Genomic DNA, 15459 nt, shown 5'->3' with positions numbered 1-15459 from the left:
GCTTGCGCTCGCTCCCTGCCGTGACCGTCACGCGTTGGGCAGCCAGCCCGACCATGCCGGGGACAGGATGAAGCCACGGCCCTTCGAGTCTTTGCAGGCCGTGGTGCGGGCGTCGTCGACGCCGCAGACTGCGCCGAACACCGAGATCGAGTGAAACGGCGGCAGCGTCTTGATTGGCTGGCCGTGGACCAAATCGCCGACGGGTCCCTCGTTCGTTTGTTTCAAACCAGTAACTGTGCCAATCCAATTGACCCGATTCAGATTCCTGGACGGATCAGAGGTGGCCGGGGGTACAGCAGGGAAGTTGTTGCCGCGGCATTGAGCCTGCAGGGAACTGAAATTGCAGACGATGCCGTCTGGCGTCTTGAAGTACGTGCCTGAACTCGGATGCCCGGGCGTGGTGGTGTCGATCCGATAGTCCGCAATATCTACCGAGGTGTAGGTGCCGAAGTCAGGCAATTGCGGTGTATCGGCGTGGGATTCGGGTGGGTGAGCCCCGACGAGAAGCCCTGCTGCGGCTACGACCTGCATCACACAGCGCATCTTGGCGTTATACCTTGGGCAACCAGCCTGACCAATTCGGAGACAAGATGAACCCGCGCCCCTGAGCGTCCTTGCATGCCGTGGTGCCTTTGTCGTCCACACCACAGGTGGCGCCGTCAACGGCGATCGAGTGGAACGGCGGGAGAGTGGCTCCGGGACGCGCGCCATCTGATGCCGGAATGGTCTTGAGCTGGCTGCCCGTGCCTATCCAGTTCATTCGTTCTGCACCATTTGCTGCTGGCGATGCAGGCGGAACACCCGGGAAGTTGTTACCGCGGCACTGTGCCTGGCCCGAGATGAAGTTGCAGGTGATTCCGTCAGGCGTAGTGAAGTAGTAGGCGTCAAACGGTTTGCGTCCGGCTGTGGTGATCGGCCGGTCGTAGGCCGCGACGTCGACCGGTGTATACGAGTCGATGTCAGGAAATGCAGGTGGTTGAGCCTTCGATTCAGCGTTGCATCCGGTGATCAGCAATGTGGTTACCGAGGTCACGATCACCAAAGTGCGTTGTAATGCATACATTGCGCGGGTTCCCCTCTTTCAACACTCTATTCGCAAACATCCTGTGCTCGTGTTACCGCGGCGGCTGGTTCACATTCACATTCACTTGTTGGCTGTTGTAGATCCCGGGGCCGATCGGCACCCCCGCAGCGTTTGCCGGCTGATGCCACTGACTGACCAGAATATTCATGTTGTCGAGCGTAGAACCGGGCATGATGAATCCGCCGTAGGGTTGCGGCACCCAGTTCGGTCCTTGGGGAGTGCCGTTCTGGACAACGACGGTAGGGACGTTATCGAAAACGCTTGTGGGACTGTCGCCGACCAGCACTTCAACCGCGCCGTCGGGCCCATTGTGGACATTGAACCCCGAAAGGACGGCGTGCCCCTGAACCTCTTGGAAACTGAGTTCGCCGTATCTGTCTGGGCTGACGATCGTCGGAGTGTCGGTTGGCGTCCCGAAGCCGGCACCGGTCCAGGGCTGCCAGGTGCCGCGGTCCGCAATGCTCCCGCCGTTGTTGGGATCCACCTGGTACATGGTGACGCCTGATGTGCGGTCGAACGAGTCCGCGGCGATGTAGACCTTGCCGTCTTTGGAGCTCTGGAATCCGCTGATCTGTGTCGGTCGAGCGTCGGGACCGGATGAGGATGCCCACGACCCCGGGATAGCTTCCCATGGCTTTGAGAAGTCGTTGTTAACTTTCACCAACCAGGAGCCTGTTGGCTCAAGGTTGTTCTTCGTACCGACAACCATCATGTAGGTATCGTTCCCGACCTTTACCGTTCCGCCGGGAAGGGTGTCATTGGTGGCGGGATCGGCGTCCAACGCTGCCTGCGGAATGCTGAACAGTTCGTTCGGGCTGCCCTTCGGGCCCGTCAGCGGCGGTCCGTAATGCGGCCGCCCCTCCGAATCGAATGACACCGGCACCGCGACGGACCGATAGTGCGGATCCGCGCCGACATGATCGCCTTCGAATGCGTCGCCGAAGATCGCCACCTGCTTTCCGTTGGGCAGGGTGACGACCTCACCGAGATCCGCAGCTCCGATGCCCGGGATGCCGGGATCGCTGCCGGTTCCTGCGACGGGCCCGTGATTGCGCGCTTCGCCCGGCCGTAATGGGCCGCCGGGCGGACCCAGCATGAGGTCTTCAAGTGACGTCGCGGTCGGCGCCGGCTCCGGCAACCCCGACGCCTTCGCGATCGCCTTGGCCAACTCGTCGTCGATGCGGTCGCCTTCGATGATCGCGTCGGCAATCTTGGCCTTGAGCTCGGCGATCTTCTCGGACACCTTCGTCTGCGTCTCGGCGTCCATGTACTGGTAGCTATCGGGCGGGCTCACCTCATCGGTTGCAGGGTTCACCTTCACCGCCGGCGCCTCGGCCGCATAGTTGAGGATGTCCTTGACCTTGTTGGCCAGCGCATCGGCCTCCTGATGCGCGGTGTCGATCAACCCCGCGGCCGACTTGATCCGCTCGGCCTGCTTGTCGTGGTCGCCGGCTGTGGAGAACACGGCTTGGCGCGCGGTGTCGCCGGACTCACCGTCCCAGTCCACGGCATGCATCGCCGAGCGCAGAAACTCGGCGGAATCGGCGTGATTGGTGGCCACGTCATGGGTGGCCTTGGCCAGGTCGCCGATTTCCGGCGGCCAGTTCAACAGCTCCTGCAGGGTGAGCGCCACGAGCTACAGGTCGCGTCCGGCGGCCTCGATCTCATCGGCGGCGCCCGTATCGGTCTGGGTGTAGGCCTGCGCCGCGGCACGGTGCCCGTCGGCGTGCTTGACGTGGTGCGCGGCGAACTGCGTGGCCGAGGTCTGCCACTCGCCGAGCGTGGCGGTCAGCGCCGCGGCGGCCTTGCTCGCCCCGAGCGCCACCGAACCGGCGCGCGACTGCGCCTGCTCATGTGTCGCCGAAAACGACTCGGCGTGACGGTGCAGTGACTCCGCGGTCACCTGCAATTGGGCCGGATCGACCCGCAACGGCTTTGCCATCAGATTTCCCCCTCGACCACAAAGCGGACGTGTCTTGATTCTAGGCCCGCCCCGATCCCACCCGGGACGCTCAAATGGCGCGGTAGCGTCGGCTGATGGAGATCTTGCGCACCCCCGACGAGTGCTTCGCCGACCTCCCCGGCTACTCCTTCGAGCCGCACTACGTCGAGGTGGTCAGTCCCGATGGCACCCCGGTGCGGATGCACTACGTCGACGAAGGGCCGCCCGACGCGCCGGTGGTCCTGCTGCTGCACGGCGAGCCCAGCTGGTCCTACCTCTACCGGCACATGATCCCGGTGCTGGTGGACGCGGGACTGCGGGCGGTCGCGATCGACCTGGTCGGATTCGGCCGCAGCGACAAACCCTCCCGCCGCACCGACTACACGTATCAGGCCCACGTCGACTGGATGCGGGGCGCGATCGAGGGGATCGGGCTGTCCGACATCACGCTGGTGTGCCAGGACTGGGGCGGGCTGATCGGACTGCGCCTGGTCGGTGAGGATCCGCATCGGTTCAGCCGGGTGGTGGCGGCCAACACCTTCCTGCCGACCGGCGACCGGCCCCCAGGCGCGGCCTTCCTCGCCTGGCAACAATTCAGCCAGCAGACACCGGTATTCGACGCCGGGCACATCGTCAACGGCGGATGCACGACCGCATTGGCCGACGACATCGTCGCCGCCTACAACGCACCGTTTCCCGCCGAGTCCTTCAAGGAAGGCGCGCGGCAGTTCCCGCTGCTGGTGCCCACCGATCCGTCAGATCCCGCGGCCCCGGCGAACCGGGTCGCGTGGGAGGCCTTGGGCCACTTCGACAAACCCTTCCTGTGCGCGTTCTCCGACTCCGACCCGATCACCCGCGGCGCCGACCGGGTGCTGGCCGCGCACATCCCCGGCGCCAAGGATCAGCAACCGGTCACCATCACCGCAGCCGGCCACTTCCTGCAGGAGGACAAGGGCGCCGAGCTGGCCGCGGTCGTGGTGTCGTTCATCCAGCGCACCACCCCGCAGTAACGATCAGCGGTGGGTCAGTCCGCCGTCGACCGGATACTGGCTGGCCGTCACGTAACTGGACTCGTCGGACAGCAGGAACAGCGCGACCGCGGCGGCCTCCTCGGGTGTGCCGACCCGGCCCAACGGCACCCGGCTGACCACACCGGCTTCGAACGTCGAACGGGTGGTGTCATCCATGAAGGCACGGAAATCGGTGCTGATCGCGCCCGGGACCAACGTGTTCACCCGGATACCCCTTGCGGCCAGCTCGGCCGCCCAACTGCGCGCGGCGGCAATCAGCGCGGCCTTGGTGGCCGCATACACCGCCGTGCGCGGGGCGCCCTCGTATGTCGAGGTCGACGACGTCACCAGCACCGACGCGCCATCGTTCAGCACACCGTCGAGCGCGGCCAGTTGCAGCAGGGGCCCGCGCACATTCGTCGCCATCATCGCGTCGAACAGCCCGGCGCCGGTGTCGGGGATGGTCGCGATGTCGGCGTAACCAGCGTTGAGCCACAACCCGTCGATGCGGCGCCCCGCGTTGGCCTCGGCGAGTGCGGTTCCGGCGTCGGTGCCCGATGCATCATTGAAAATGACAGTGGCCGAGGGTATTTCGTCGGCCAGGGATATCAGCCGCGCTGAGTTCGTTCCGGTGAGCAACAGGTCCGCACCCTCGTCGGCCAGGCGTCGCGCACCCGCCAACCCGATACCGTTGCTCGCGCCCGTCACCACCACCCGCTTGCCCTCGAATCGACGTGTCATGACGGCGACCCTACGAGCTAGAGTGAACTCTAGGTCAACTGCGAGGGGGACGAATGACCGGCCACACCATCGGAGAAGTCGCGGACGCGGTCGGGCTCAGCGTGCACGCATTGCGCTTCTACGAACGTGAAGGCCTGCTCATCGGCCCGGTGGAACGCACCGCGGGCGGCCGGCGCCGGTACAGCCAGCTGGACGTCGACTGGCTGCGGGTCTGCACCCGGCTCCGTGAATCGCAGATGCCGTTGGCGGACCTCAAAAAGTTCGCCACGCTGGTGCGCAGCGGTCCCGGCAACGAAGCAGATCGGCTGGCCCTGCTCGATGCGCATCGCGCGCGCGTCGACGCCCAGATGCAAGCACTGGAACAGGCGCGCGACATCATCACGTGGAAGACCGAGCTCTACGAGACGAAGCTGCGGGCCGGCGAGGCCGCGGGCCTGTGGGATCCGACGGCCCGGCCCAACCGCGCTACGTTGGACCCGTGACTGTCACCCCGGCAGACCTGACCGGAACCGAGCGTGCCGTGCTGCTGGTCCTGATGGCGCAGGCCCGGCCCGTACCCAACCCCGATCTGCTCGAATTCGGCCCCAAGCTGGACAAGGCCGGTCGCGACAAGCTCAACGCGCTGGGCCTCATCGAATCCGACCGCAGCACCGGCAGATTCGTGCACGAGCTCACCGACCGCGGCTGGCGGCTGTGCCGCGACATCCTGACCGCGGGCGCACCGCCGCGTTCCACCGGCCCGGCCAAGACGCTGTACACGGTGCTGGCCGCGGTCGCGCGTCACCTCACCGCGGCCGACCTCAGCCTCGCCGACGTCTTCGGCTCACCGGCCCCGACCGTCGACGGGCGCATCCGCGGCACCTACGCGAAGCTGGCCGCCCGCCCCGGCGCATGGCTGGGATTGGCCACGTTGCGCGACGAACTGGGCGACCTCACCCGCGAGGATCTCGACAATGTCCTGGCGCAGCTCTACCGCGACGGTGCGGTCAGCCTGATTCCCGAGGAGAACCAGAAGGTCCTCACAGACCACGACCGCGCAGCCGCCATCCACATCGGCAACCAAGCCAAGCACCTGATTAGCATCGAGAGTTGATGCAGGAGGCACACCGCGAAGCGCTTGCCGCCCTTCGCCTCACCTGGGCGCCCACCAGTGACGATCTGTGGCGCCCGCAATCGGCCACCCACGTCGGCGGGCTCAACGAACGCGCCGTCGACGACGTCATGGAAGCCTTCGGCGACGCGCTGCGTGACCCCGACACGGCCCCGCTCGGCGTCACCATCCGCGGTCAGGCCGGCTCCGGCAAGACACATCTGCTCGGACAGATCCGCGAGCGCGTCCAGAAGGACGGCGGTTTCTTCTACGTCGTCGAACTGCTCGACGCCGCCAGTTTCTGGGAGTCGGTGCGCAGCGGCATCCTGGAAAGCCTCGGCCGCCCCGGCGTCGGACGCGAGACCCAGCTCAAGGATCTGCTGTGGGAGCTGTCCTCCATCGCGCACGTGTCCCGGGCCGAGCGGCGCGCCATCATCGGCGACGACGACCTGGAACCCGAGACCCTCGACCAGTTCGTCAACACCCTGGCCAAGGCCCGCCGCGATGTCCGCGACTGCCACCAGACGCTGCGCGCCCTGGTGCTGCTGGCCGCCAACGACCTGACCGCCCGCGACGTCGGGGATGCCTACCTGCAGGCCAGCGAGGACGACGGCGCCGAGGACCGAAAGCTGTGGCGGCTGCGCGGTGCCAGCCCGTCGGCGCAGCAGTGCGTGCGCGATATCGCCCGGCTGACCGCCCTGGCCGGACCGGCGGTGCTGGCGCTGGATCAGATCGACACCCTGCTCGCGCAATCCTCCTCCCGCACCGACGACGCGGCCCACGACAGCGACGGTGTGCTGGAACAGGTTGCGCACGGCCTGATGTCGGTGCGGCAGACCATGCGCCGCACCGTCGCCGTCGTCGCCTGCCTGCCCTCGGCGTGGGAAGCCATCCGGGACCGCGCCACCGCCAGCGTGCAGGACCGGTTCCGGGTCACCGCGCCGCTCACTCCGCTGCCGACCGGCGATATCGGCCGGGCCATCCTGGAACGCCGGTTCGCGACCAGCTATGCCTCGGTCGGCTTCGGCCCGCCGTACCCGAGTTGGCCCATCTCACCATCGGCATTCGACGACGCCGCCGGCTACACACCGCGCCAACTGCTGATCCGCGCCGACGCGCACGTGCGGGATGCGCTGCGTCGCGGCGAGATCACCGAACTCGCACACCTCGCCGACCAGCCTGCCGAGCCAGAAGCATTGTCCGCCATGCCTTCTCCGGACACCTCGCCGCTGGACCGGCGGTTCCTCGAATTCCGGGCCCGCGCGGTGCCGGCAGCGGCGCTGGACCCCGACGGCGAGGATACCGCCGTCCCTGCACTGCTCAACGCCGCGTTGACGGCCTGGATCGCCGAGCAGGGCAACGATCAGTCCTATGCGTGTGACCCGCCACCCGGATCGCACGTGGTGCTGCACGCCCGGTTGCGCCAGACCCTGGACTCGGCCACCGATGACGAACAGCACTGGGCATTCCGTGCAATCGGTGCGACCAACGCGGTGGCTGCCCAGAACCGCGTCAAAAAGGCCGTCAGTGCAACGGGTCTGGGGTCCGGTGGTGACCGGCGCCGGCTGTTCTTCCTGCGCAACACACCCTGGCCCAGCGGGCCCAAGACGACCGATCTGGTGGCGGACTTCGAGCGCGCCGGCGGACGCACCCTGACGATGTCGGATGAGGACATCCGGACCATGACCGCGCTGCGCGACCTGCTCCAGGAGGACGACGCGGGCCTGGCCGGCTGGCTGCGCGCGCGCCGGCCCGCACACGGCATCACCCTGCTGCTGGAGGCACTGGGCGGCGACGAACCGGTGGCCGCCCCCATCGAGATCGAAGCCGAACCGGAACACCAGCCGGACACGGGGATCGCGATGGCGACTTCGGATTCGGAGATCCCGCTGGGGGTGGACATCCGCACCGACGCCACCGTCGCCGTCGACCTGTCCGCGCTGCGCAAGCATGTGGCCATCTTCGCCGGCTCGGGCTCGGGCAAGACGGTGCTGATCCGGCGGCTGATCGAAGAGGCCGCGCTGCGCGGGGTGTCATCAATCGTGTTGGACCCCAACAACGATCTGGCCCGGCTGGGCAGCCCGTGGCCGGAGAGTCCGCCCGGCTGGCATCGTGCCGATGACCGGCGCGCGCGGGAGTACTTCGCCAATACCGAGGTGCTGATCTGGACGCCGCGGCGGTCCACCGGGCGGCCGTTGGCGTTTCATCCGTTGCCGGACTTCGCCAGCGTGCTCGACGATCAGGACGAATACACCGACGCCGTCGAAGCGGCCTGCGCGGCGTTGGAACCCCGCGCGCAGATCGCCGGACAGACGGCCAAGGCGGCACGCTCGCGGGCGGTGCTGCGAGAAGCGTTGCTGCACTACGGACGTCAACCCGCTCCCACCCTGGGTGGGTTCATCGATCTGCTCGAGGACCTGCCCGACGACGTCAGCGGGCTGGCCGGCGCGCACAAGATGGCCGGCGAGGTGGCGCAGAACCTGCGCGCGGCGATGGTCAACGACCCGATGTTCGGCGGAACGGGTCAGCCCGTCGACCCGGGCGTGCTGCTCACCCCGTCGGATGGCTACCGCGCCCGGGTTTCGGTGATCAGCATGATCGGGCTGCAGTCCGATGAGCAGCGGCAGAGCTTCGTCAGCCAGCTGCAGATGGCGTTGTTTGCGTGGATCAAACGCAATCCGGCCGCCGACCGGCCGCTGGGCGGTTTGCTAGTGATGGACGAGGCGCAGACCTTGGCACCGTCGAAAGGCGTCACGGCGAGCCTGCGCAGCACCCTGGCCCTGGCGTCGCAGGCCCGGAAGTACGGTTTGGGGCTGGTGTTCGCGACGCAGGCCCCCAAGAGTCTGCACAATCAGATTCCCGGCAACGCGACGACGCAGTTCTACGGCCTGCTGAACTCGCCGACGCAGATCGACACCGCCGCGGAAATGGCCCGCGCCAAGGGCGGATTGGTGCCCGACATCAGCCGGTTGCGGGCCGGCAACTTCTACGTGGCCACCGAAGGGGAGTCGTTCCACCGGATCGCCGCCCCGTGGTGCCTGTCCTATCACCCGCCGAGCCCGCCGTCGGCTGAGCAAGTGCTGGGACTGGCACAGGGCCGGTGAAACCCGGTCGCCCCAGGTGAAGCGCGTTCTCCAGCGATTTGCCAGCTCGCAGAAAGCTTTTCGTGACGCCGTCGGCGCCGGTCTGTACATCGAACACTGACCGGGAACACAGCTTCTCCTTAAGGTCCATAGCGAAACTAACTATCAGACGTCCTCCGCTGGTGCCCGATCTCCGGCGCAACGCGACGTCAGGGCTGAAAGGATCGATCGACATGAGATTTGCGAAAGTCATTTCCGCGGTGGGGATCACCGGCGCCCTCGCGATGGGTGTCAGCACTGGCGTCGCCAATGCCGACCCCGGGTGGGGCCCGCGCGGACCGCACGGGCCGGGCTGGAACAACGGCCCGGGCTGGAACCGCGGTCCCGGCCCCGCCGATTGGCACCACCCCGAATGGGCCGGCTGGAACGACGGCTACCCGGCACCGGGCTGGCGACCGCCGGACGGCTGGGAGCCCCCGGGCGACTGGAACAACCCGGTGGGCTGGGCGCCGCCCGCGGATTACCACATGCAGTGCGGTGGGCCGCTCTGGAACCTGTTCCACCCGATCCCGTGCTGGTGACCCACTAGAACCTGCCCCCTGTTCTGCCGCTCGTCACCTGGCGGGCGGCAGAACGCCGGGTCACCTCTCGGGATGACTCCATGCGCGTAGGCGACCGGCGAGGGCCGTGAGTTCGGAATCCGCGCCGGTGGACACACGGATGACGAACTCGAAGCGGGCATCCTCCGGCGCAGTGATCCACTGGCCGTTGACGCCAAGGAATGTCAAGCACGCCGCCCACGCCAGCCGCTTGTTGCCATCGATCAGGGCGGGGTTTCGCGCGAGTGACTGCATCAGTGCCGCGGCCTTGAAGAACAGGTCTGGATATGCGTCTTCGCCGAATACCCACGCACGGGGACGGGCCAATGCGGCATCGAGTAGGCCGTAGTCCCGAACGGCCACGTCGTCACCGAGCGTCCGACGTGCGATCTCAATCAGGTCTTCGAGATCGAGGTACGCAGTCATGCGTCCTTGAGGCGTTCGAGGACAGTGGCTTCTTCGACGAGCACTCGACTCAGAGCGGCATCGACCTTCGACTTGTGCGATCGCCGGCTGATGTACTCATCGATTGCGTCCAGTGCCACTGCCTGCATCGAGCGTCCTTCTGCGGCAGCTTGGCGGCGCAACGCTTCTGTCTGCTCATCGCTGGTGCGCAAAGTCATACCCATGGGAAGACGATACCGGACTGATACCACTCTGGATGAAGGTGTTTTAGCCGCCGGACGTCGACCGGCCGCGCCGGCCTACCCCTCGGCCGCCACCAGCGAATGCAGCTTCACCGACGGGTTGTCCCGCTGGAAGCCTTCCAACCGCCACTTGGTGGAGAACAGCACCAGCAGCACTCCGTCGGTGCGGGTCAGCACCTCCGAGGACACCTGCTTGTTCATGAACTCCAGATCCTCGGGATCGAGCACCCGCGCGACCTGATAAGGCAAGGGCTCCAACGTGATCGGCGCACCGATCTCGGTGGCCATCCGATGCGTGGCCACCTCGAACTGCATCGGCCCGACGGCGGCCAGCACTGGCGCCTGCTCGCCGCGGCGCTCGGAGCGCAGCACCTGCACCACGCCCTCCTGCTCCAGCTGCTCGATGCCCTTGCGGAACTGCTTGTGCTTGCTGGGGTCCTTGCCGCGCGCCACCGAGAAGAACTCGGGGGAGAAGCTCGGGATCGGCGGATAGTGCACCGGCACATCGACATACAGCGTGTCACCGGGCCGCAACGCCCCCGCGTTCGCCAGCCCGATCACATCGCCGGGCCACGCGTTCTCCAGCGTGGAGCGCTGCTGGCCGAACACCGACTGTGCGTACTTGGTGACGAACGGCTTGCCGGTCCCGGCGTGGGTGAGCACCTCGCCACGCTCGAACGTGCCCGAACACACCCGCGCGTACGCGATGCGGTCCCGGTGTGAGGAATCCATCCCGGCCTGCACCTTGAACACGAACGCACTGAAAGGCGAGTCCACCGCCCGCCGCGCCCCGTCGACGTCGACCCCGCCACTGGGCGGTGGTGCCAGCTCGACCAGCACGTCGAGCAGCTGATTCACCCCGAAGTTCAGCGCCGCGGAGGTGAACAGCACCGGCGAGGACTCACCGGACAGGAAGGTGTCCCGGTCATAGTCCGATCCGTCCATCGACAGCAGCTCGGACTCTTCGACCGCGGTATCCCAGTCGTCCCCGGCCGCGGCGTGCGCGTCAGCGGCCGCGATGTGCTCCTCGGGGGCCGCGGTGGCGCCACCGGCGGTCCGGGTGAACCGGATGAACTTGTTCGCCCGGCGGTCCATCACCCCCTTGAAATCACCGGCGATACCCACCGGCCAGGTCAGGGGAGTGGTGCGCAGTCCGATGCGCTCGTGGATCTCGTCCATCAACTCCAGGGCGTGCCGGCCGGGACGGTCCCACTTGTTGATCACGGTGATGATCGGGATCCCGCGGTGCTTACACACCTGGAACAACTTGAGCGTCTGCGGTTCAAGGCCTTTGGCCGCGTCGATGAGCATCACCGCGGCGTCCACCGCGGTCAGTACCCGGTAGGTGTCCTCGGAGAAGTCGGCGTGGCCGGGAGTGTCCAGCAAATTGATCACGCAGTCGCGGTACGGGAACTGCAGCGCGGTCGACGTGATGGAGATACCGCGGGCCTTCTCCATGTCCATCCAGTCCGACACGGTGGACCGGCGCCCGGCCTTGCCGTGGATCGCGCCGGCCTCGGTGATCACCCGGGCGTGCAGGGCCAACGCCTCGGTCAGCGTCGACTTACCGGCGTCGGGGTGGCTGATGACGGCAAAGGTGCGGCGACGCCGCGCCTCGGCGGCGATCCGGCCGGCGGTACGGGTATCCAGGGCGTTCTCGGTCATATCACCCTCGATGGTATTTGCCCACGTGGGCAAACCCGAAATCCGGCGTTGCCGCCGAAATGCGACACAGTCCGGGGGTCTCTGCCACGATGGTGACGGTGAAGAGAGCGCGCTGGCGAATTCTGGTGGGCCTGCTGATTTTGCTGCTGCTCGCCGTCGTCGCGGTGGCTCCGTGGGCGTTCCGGACCTACGTCGAAGGCGCCCCCGAACCCGCGCTGGCGGTGGCGCCCGACGGCGCTCCCGCCACCACCGGCATCAACGGGTCGTGGGCCGTGCGGCCCGGCTCGCAGGCCGGATACCGCGCCGAGCAGCAACTGCTGTGGCAGACCGTCGATGTCAACGGCCGCACCTCGCAGGTGACCGGCACCGCCGAGGTGGCCGAATCCCGGCTTGTGTCAGCTGAATTCACTGTGAACGTCGCCTCGATCCAGTCGAGTCACCATGGCCGCGACGAACGGTTCCGTGGTGCCGATGTGATGGACGCGGCGAAGTACCCGACCGCCAAGGTCACCGTCTCCGCACCGCTGGACCTCACCTCGGTGCCCGACAACGGGCAGCCGCTCGACGTCGAGGTACCCATCAACCTGACCTTGCACGGGGTCAGCCGGCCGGCGTCCGCGCACGCCACCATCGCCCGCAACGGCGACCGGGTCGACGTTGCCGGAGCCATCCCGGTCCGGTTCTACGACTACAACGTGTCCCCGCCGAAACCCTTCGCCTCGCTGCTGGAAGTGCAGCCGATCGCCACCATCGAGTTTCTGGTGCATCTGACCAAGGGCTGACACGGTCCGGTGCCTCGGACACCGGTTTGGCGAAGGTCGTCGCCGACGTGCCGGACCTCAGCGCAGGAACCGCAACCAGCCCCGGCGGGCCGGGGTGTGCCGGTCCGCGTACGGCCACGGCCGGTGCCGCTCGGGCACCGACTCGGCCCGGACCTGCTTGAGCTGGGTGCGCAGGAACCGGCGCACGTCGTCGAGTGCGGGATCGTCCCAGCGGTTGACCGCCTCGATCGGGTCACCCGTCAGGTCGTAGAGCTCCCACTGGTCGTCGAGCACGTCGCTGCGGTACCGCTCACCGCCGCGCCCGCTGAACGCCAGTTGCCGCACCCCCGGCTCGGTCCAGGCGCCCGGATCGTCGAAGTAGCGCACCAACTTCCACAGCCGGCCCTGATGCCGCGCCACGAGTCCCTCGAAGTTGCCCGCCACGTCGACGGGCACCCTGATCCGCAGCGCTGCAGGGGGTTTCGACACCACTCCGATCGCCCGGGCGGCGGCCGACGCCCCGGTGTCGCCTTCGAGGACATTGTCGCGCGTCATCAGGTACACGGGCCGCTCCGCGTCGGCGGGTGCACCGTCGACGACCGGCATCAGATTGCGGCCCGGCAGCGGATGCACCTCGCTGAACTCGGCGGCCAGCTCCGCGGCGACGGCGGGCACGTCGACACCGGCCGCGCCGAGCAGCGTCGGCACCAGATCGACGTGCGAGGTGGGCGCGTCCACGGTGCGGGCCGAGGTCGGCGCGGCGCCGATCCGGGCGATGACGAACGGCACCCGGGTGGCCTCGTCGTAAAGGTTGAACCACTTCTGATGCAGGCCGCCGTGGGCGCCCAGCAGATCGCCGTGATCCGATGTCCGCACCAGCACCGCGTCCGTCGAGCCCGCGGTGACCGCGCGGCGCACCCGGTCCAGCGGGCCGTCCACCTCGGCGTGCAACCGGTAGTACAGGTCGCGGTACTGCTGGGCCTTGCGCCGGTAGGTCCGCTCGATCGCCTTGGCCGGGCCGTACCCGGAGTAGTACGCCGTGCGGAAGGCGGCCTGCGCGGCCGGTTTCCGGCTCAGGTCCTCCTCGGCCGTCGGCGCGGCCGGCACCGGCGGCGGGTCCAGCGGTGACGGGTGCACCGGCGAGCGCCGCGCCCAGGCCGGGAACAACACGATGTCGTGCGGATTGACGAAACTGGCCACCAACAGGAACGGCTTCAGCGCCGCCGGGTCGCCGGCGCGGCGGCGGGCGTACCGGTCATCCAGCCATGCCACGATGCGGTCGGCGAATAGGGGGTCGCGCCGAAAACCGCTGTTGGCCATGCCCGCTCCGTGCGGTTCCGGGCCCACCCAGCCGGAGAACCCGTACGGTTGCAGCGGGTCGGCGTCCAGGTAGGCCCGCACGGCTTCCGGGTCTACGACACCGTCATCGTCGTTGGTGGCCAACGGCTTTCCGGTGACCGGATCGGTCAGGTCGGCGTGCGAGATATGCCATTTGCCGTCGTAGTGGGTGTCATATCCGGCCGCCCGGAACCAGTTGCCCAGGGTGGGCACCTCGCCGCGGCGTAGCCAGCGCAGCCGCGAATCGTCATACCGCTTGCCGATGCCGTCGGTCTGGGTGACACCGTGCAAATCGGGGTACTGCCCGGTGAACAGCGTGGGCCGGCTGGGCACGCACGCCAGCGACCCGGTGTAGTGCCGGGTGAAGCGCACCCCGTGTTCGTCGAACCAGCGCCAGCCGGCCAGGGTGCGTTGTCGCCACTGCCGCAGCGCCTCGGGTTCATACGGTGGTGCGGCGCGTTCTTCGTCGGTCATCAGGATGACGACATCGGGGGTCATCTGTGAATCTCACACCGTGCGCCCAGCCTGGTGGGGGAGAATTGCCGGATGTCGACACCGCCGCCCGACGAGCCGACCAGGCGACTGCCTCGGCCGGCAGGAGCGCAGCGACCGGGGGACCGGTTCAGCGGGCCCCCACCGGAGATGCCGACCCAGCGCATCCCGCGTCCGGAGCCACCGACCGAGCAACTCCGCGTCCGGCCGGAACCCGCCACCGAGAAGTTCGCCGTCGCGGCGCAGTCCGCCCCACCGGCGCCGAAGAAACGCAACACCCAGACCATCGTCCTGATCGCCGTCATCGTGGTCGCGGTGCTGGTCGCCACCGTGGCCGGCGCCGAACTGTACGCCCGGTACAAAGCGGCCGCCCTGCTGTCCAACATCACCGACTGTCTGGTGCGCGACGGCGCCGACGTCTCGTTCTCGGTGAGTCCGCCGTTCCTGTGGCAGTACCTGTCCGGCGACTACACGAACATCTCGGTGGCCACCGACGGCAACCAGGTGCAGGAAGCCAAGGGCATGACCGCCGACGTCACCCTCAGCGATATCAAGCTGCAGGATGGCGACGCTTCATCGAACTCGAAGGGCACCATCGGGTCGCTGGACGCCACCCTGTCCTGGACCTCGGCAGGCATCAAGGACACCGTGGCGCAGAACCTGCCCGTCGTCGGGAACCTGGTCACCGGGGTGCATACCGACACAAGCGCGGGCACGCTGGTCCTGGAAGCCGCGGGTGGGACCACCGTCACCGCACAACCGGTGGTCAGCGACGGCAAGCTCGATCTCGTGGTGCTGGACGTCACCGGACCGTTCGCCAAGGACACCGTGCAGTCCGCGCTCGACGACCTGACCACCAAGCTCAACGACAATTACCCGCTCGGGATCAAGGCCGACAGCGTCGAGGTGACGGGCACCGGTGTGGTGGGCAAGTTCTCCAGCCGGAACGCGACGATCCCGTCGGGTGCCAGCAATTCCTGCTTCGCCGACCTCTGACGAACGGGGCC

Annotated in this window: 16 protein-coding genes; 7 read left to right on the top strand and 9 right to left on the bottom strand. The window is 67.6% G+C overall.

Annotated features, from left to right (window positions below):
* Positions 1–27: 27 nt before the first annotated feature.
* The 4 genes from ACXPWS_RS22175 to ACXPWS_RS22160 all read right to left on the bottom strand — a co-directional run bounded on the left by ACXPWS_RS22175 (position 28) and on the right by ACXPWS_RS22160 (position 3026).
* Complete coding sequence (locus ACXPWS_RS22175) at positions 28–531, bottom strand: hypothetical protein (RefSeq protein WP_458713650.1); 504 nt, start codon at positions 529–531, stop codon at positions 28–30.
* A 19-nt stretch (positions 532–550) separates the two neighbouring features.
* Positions 551–1033, bottom strand: a complete 483-nt coding sequence (locus ACXPWS_RS22170) for a hypothetical protein (protein ID WP_458708713.1) — start codon at positions 1031–1033, stop codon at positions 551–553.
* A gap of 82 nt (positions 1034–1115) precedes the next feature.
* Positions 1116–2717, bottom strand: coding sequence for a DUF4185 domain-containing protein (locus tag ACXPWS_RS22165; RefSeq protein ID WP_458708712.1), 1602 nt, complete (start codon positions 2715–2717; stop codon positions 1116–1118).
* 3 nt (positions 2718–2720) lie between these two features.
* Positions 2721–3026 carry a WXG100 family type VII secretion target gene (locus tag ACXPWS_RS22160; protein ID WP_458708711.1) on the bottom strand — a complete coding sequence of 102 codons (306 nt, stop codon included), beginning with the start codon at positions 3024–3026 and terminating at the stop codon, positions 2721–2723.
* Positions 3027–3121: 95 nt separating this feature from the next.
* Between ACXPWS_RS22160 and ACXPWS_RS22155 the strand changes: the two genes are divergently transcribed.
* The gene (locus tag ACXPWS_RS22155; protein ID WP_458708710.1) at positions 3122–4036 is read left to right on the top strand and encodes a haloalkane dehalogenase; all 915 of its coding nucleotides are present in this window, start codon (positions 3122–3124) and stop codon (positions 4034–4036) included.
* A 3-nt stretch (positions 4037–4039) separates the two neighbouring features.
* On the opposite strand, the gene ACXPWS_RS22150 is transcribed toward ACXPWS_RS22155, so the two are convergent.
* Complete coding sequence (locus ACXPWS_RS22150) at positions 4040–4777, bottom strand: SDR family oxidoreductase (RefSeq protein WP_458708709.1); 738 nt, start codon at positions 4775–4777, stop codon at positions 4040–4042.
* Positions 4778–4830: 53 nt separating this feature from the next.
* Here ACXPWS_RS22150 and ACXPWS_RS22145 point away from each other — a divergent pair, with 53 nt between their 5' ends.
* The 4 genes from ACXPWS_RS22145 to ACXPWS_RS22130 all read left to right on the top strand — a co-directional run bounded on the left by ACXPWS_RS22145 (position 4831) and on the right by ACXPWS_RS22130 (position 9531).
* A complete protein-coding gene (locus ACXPWS_RS22145) occupies positions 4831–5259 on the top strand; it encodes a MerR family transcriptional regulator (protein ID WP_458708708.1) in 429 nt (142 codons plus the stop codon).
* Positions 5256–5870, top strand: coding sequence for a hypothetical protein (locus tag ACXPWS_RS22140; RefSeq protein ID WP_458708707.1), 615 nt, complete (start codon positions 5256–5258; stop codon positions 5868–5870). The genes ACXPWS_RS22145 and ACXPWS_RS22140 overlap by 4 nt, the downstream gene beginning before the upstream one ends.
* On the top strand, positions 5870–8971 hold the full coding sequence (locus ACXPWS_RS22135; RefSeq protein WP_458708706.1) for a helicase HerA domain-containing protein: 3102 nt from the start codon (positions 5870–5872) through the stop codon (positions 8969–8971). The genes ACXPWS_RS22140 and ACXPWS_RS22135 overlap by 1 nt, the downstream gene beginning before the upstream one ends.
* A gap of 212 nt (positions 8972–9183) precedes the next feature.
* Complete coding sequence (locus ACXPWS_RS22130; RefSeq protein WP_458708705.1) at positions 9184–9531, top strand: hypothetical protein; 348 nt, start codon at positions 9184–9186, stop codon at positions 9529–9531.
* A gap of 60 nt (positions 9532–9591) precedes the next feature.
* Here ACXPWS_RS22130 and ACXPWS_RS22125 read toward each other — a convergent pair whose 3' ends face one another.
* The 3 genes from ACXPWS_RS22125 to ACXPWS_RS22115 form a co-directional block, all read right to left on the bottom strand.
* A complete protein-coding gene (locus tag ACXPWS_RS22125; RefSeq protein ID WP_458708704.1) occupies positions 9592–9975 on the bottom strand; it encodes a type II toxin-antitoxin system death-on-curing family toxin in 384 nt (127 codons plus the stop codon).
* Entirely contained in the window at positions 9972–10178 is a 207-nt protein-coding gene (locus tag ACXPWS_RS22120) for a FitA-like ribbon-helix-helix domain-containing protein (protein WP_458708703.1), read from the bottom strand. Before ACXPWS_RS22120 ends, ACXPWS_RS22125 begins: the two co-directional genes overlap by 4 nt.
* A 75-nt stretch (positions 10179–10253) precedes the next feature.
* The gene (locus ACXPWS_RS22115; protein ID WP_458708702.1) at positions 10254–11861 is read right to left on the bottom strand and encodes a peptide chain release factor 3; all 1608 of its coding nucleotides are present in this window, start codon (positions 11859–11861) and stop codon (positions 10254–10256) included.
* Between the two features lie 98 nt (positions 11862–11959).
* On the opposite strand from ACXPWS_RS22115, the gene ACXPWS_RS22110 reads away from it, so the two are divergent.
* Complete coding sequence (locus ACXPWS_RS22110; protein WP_458708701.1) at positions 11960–12643, top strand: YceI family protein; 684 nt, start codon at positions 11960–11962, stop codon at positions 12641–12643.
* A 57-nt stretch (positions 12644–12700) separates the two neighbouring features.
* On the opposite strand, the gene ACXPWS_RS22105 is transcribed toward ACXPWS_RS22110, so the two are convergent.
* Positions 12701–14458, bottom strand: coding sequence for a sulfatase-like hydrolase/transferase (locus ACXPWS_RS22105; protein WP_458708700.1), 1758 nt, complete (start codon positions 14456–14458; stop codon positions 12701–12703).
* 48 nt (positions 14459–14506) lie between these two features.
* On the opposite strand from ACXPWS_RS22105, the gene ACXPWS_RS22100 reads away from it, so the two are divergent.
* On the top strand, positions 14507–15448 hold the full coding sequence (locus tag ACXPWS_RS22100) for an LmeA family phospholipid-binding protein (protein WP_458708699.1): 942 nt from the start codon (positions 14507–14509) through the stop codon (positions 15446–15448).
* The last annotated feature ends 11 nt before the right edge of the window (positions 15449–15459 follow it).

The organism is Mycobacterium sp. BMJ-28 (assembly GCF_054404835.1).
This window is presented reverse-complemented; position numbering and strand designations above follow the sequence as displayed.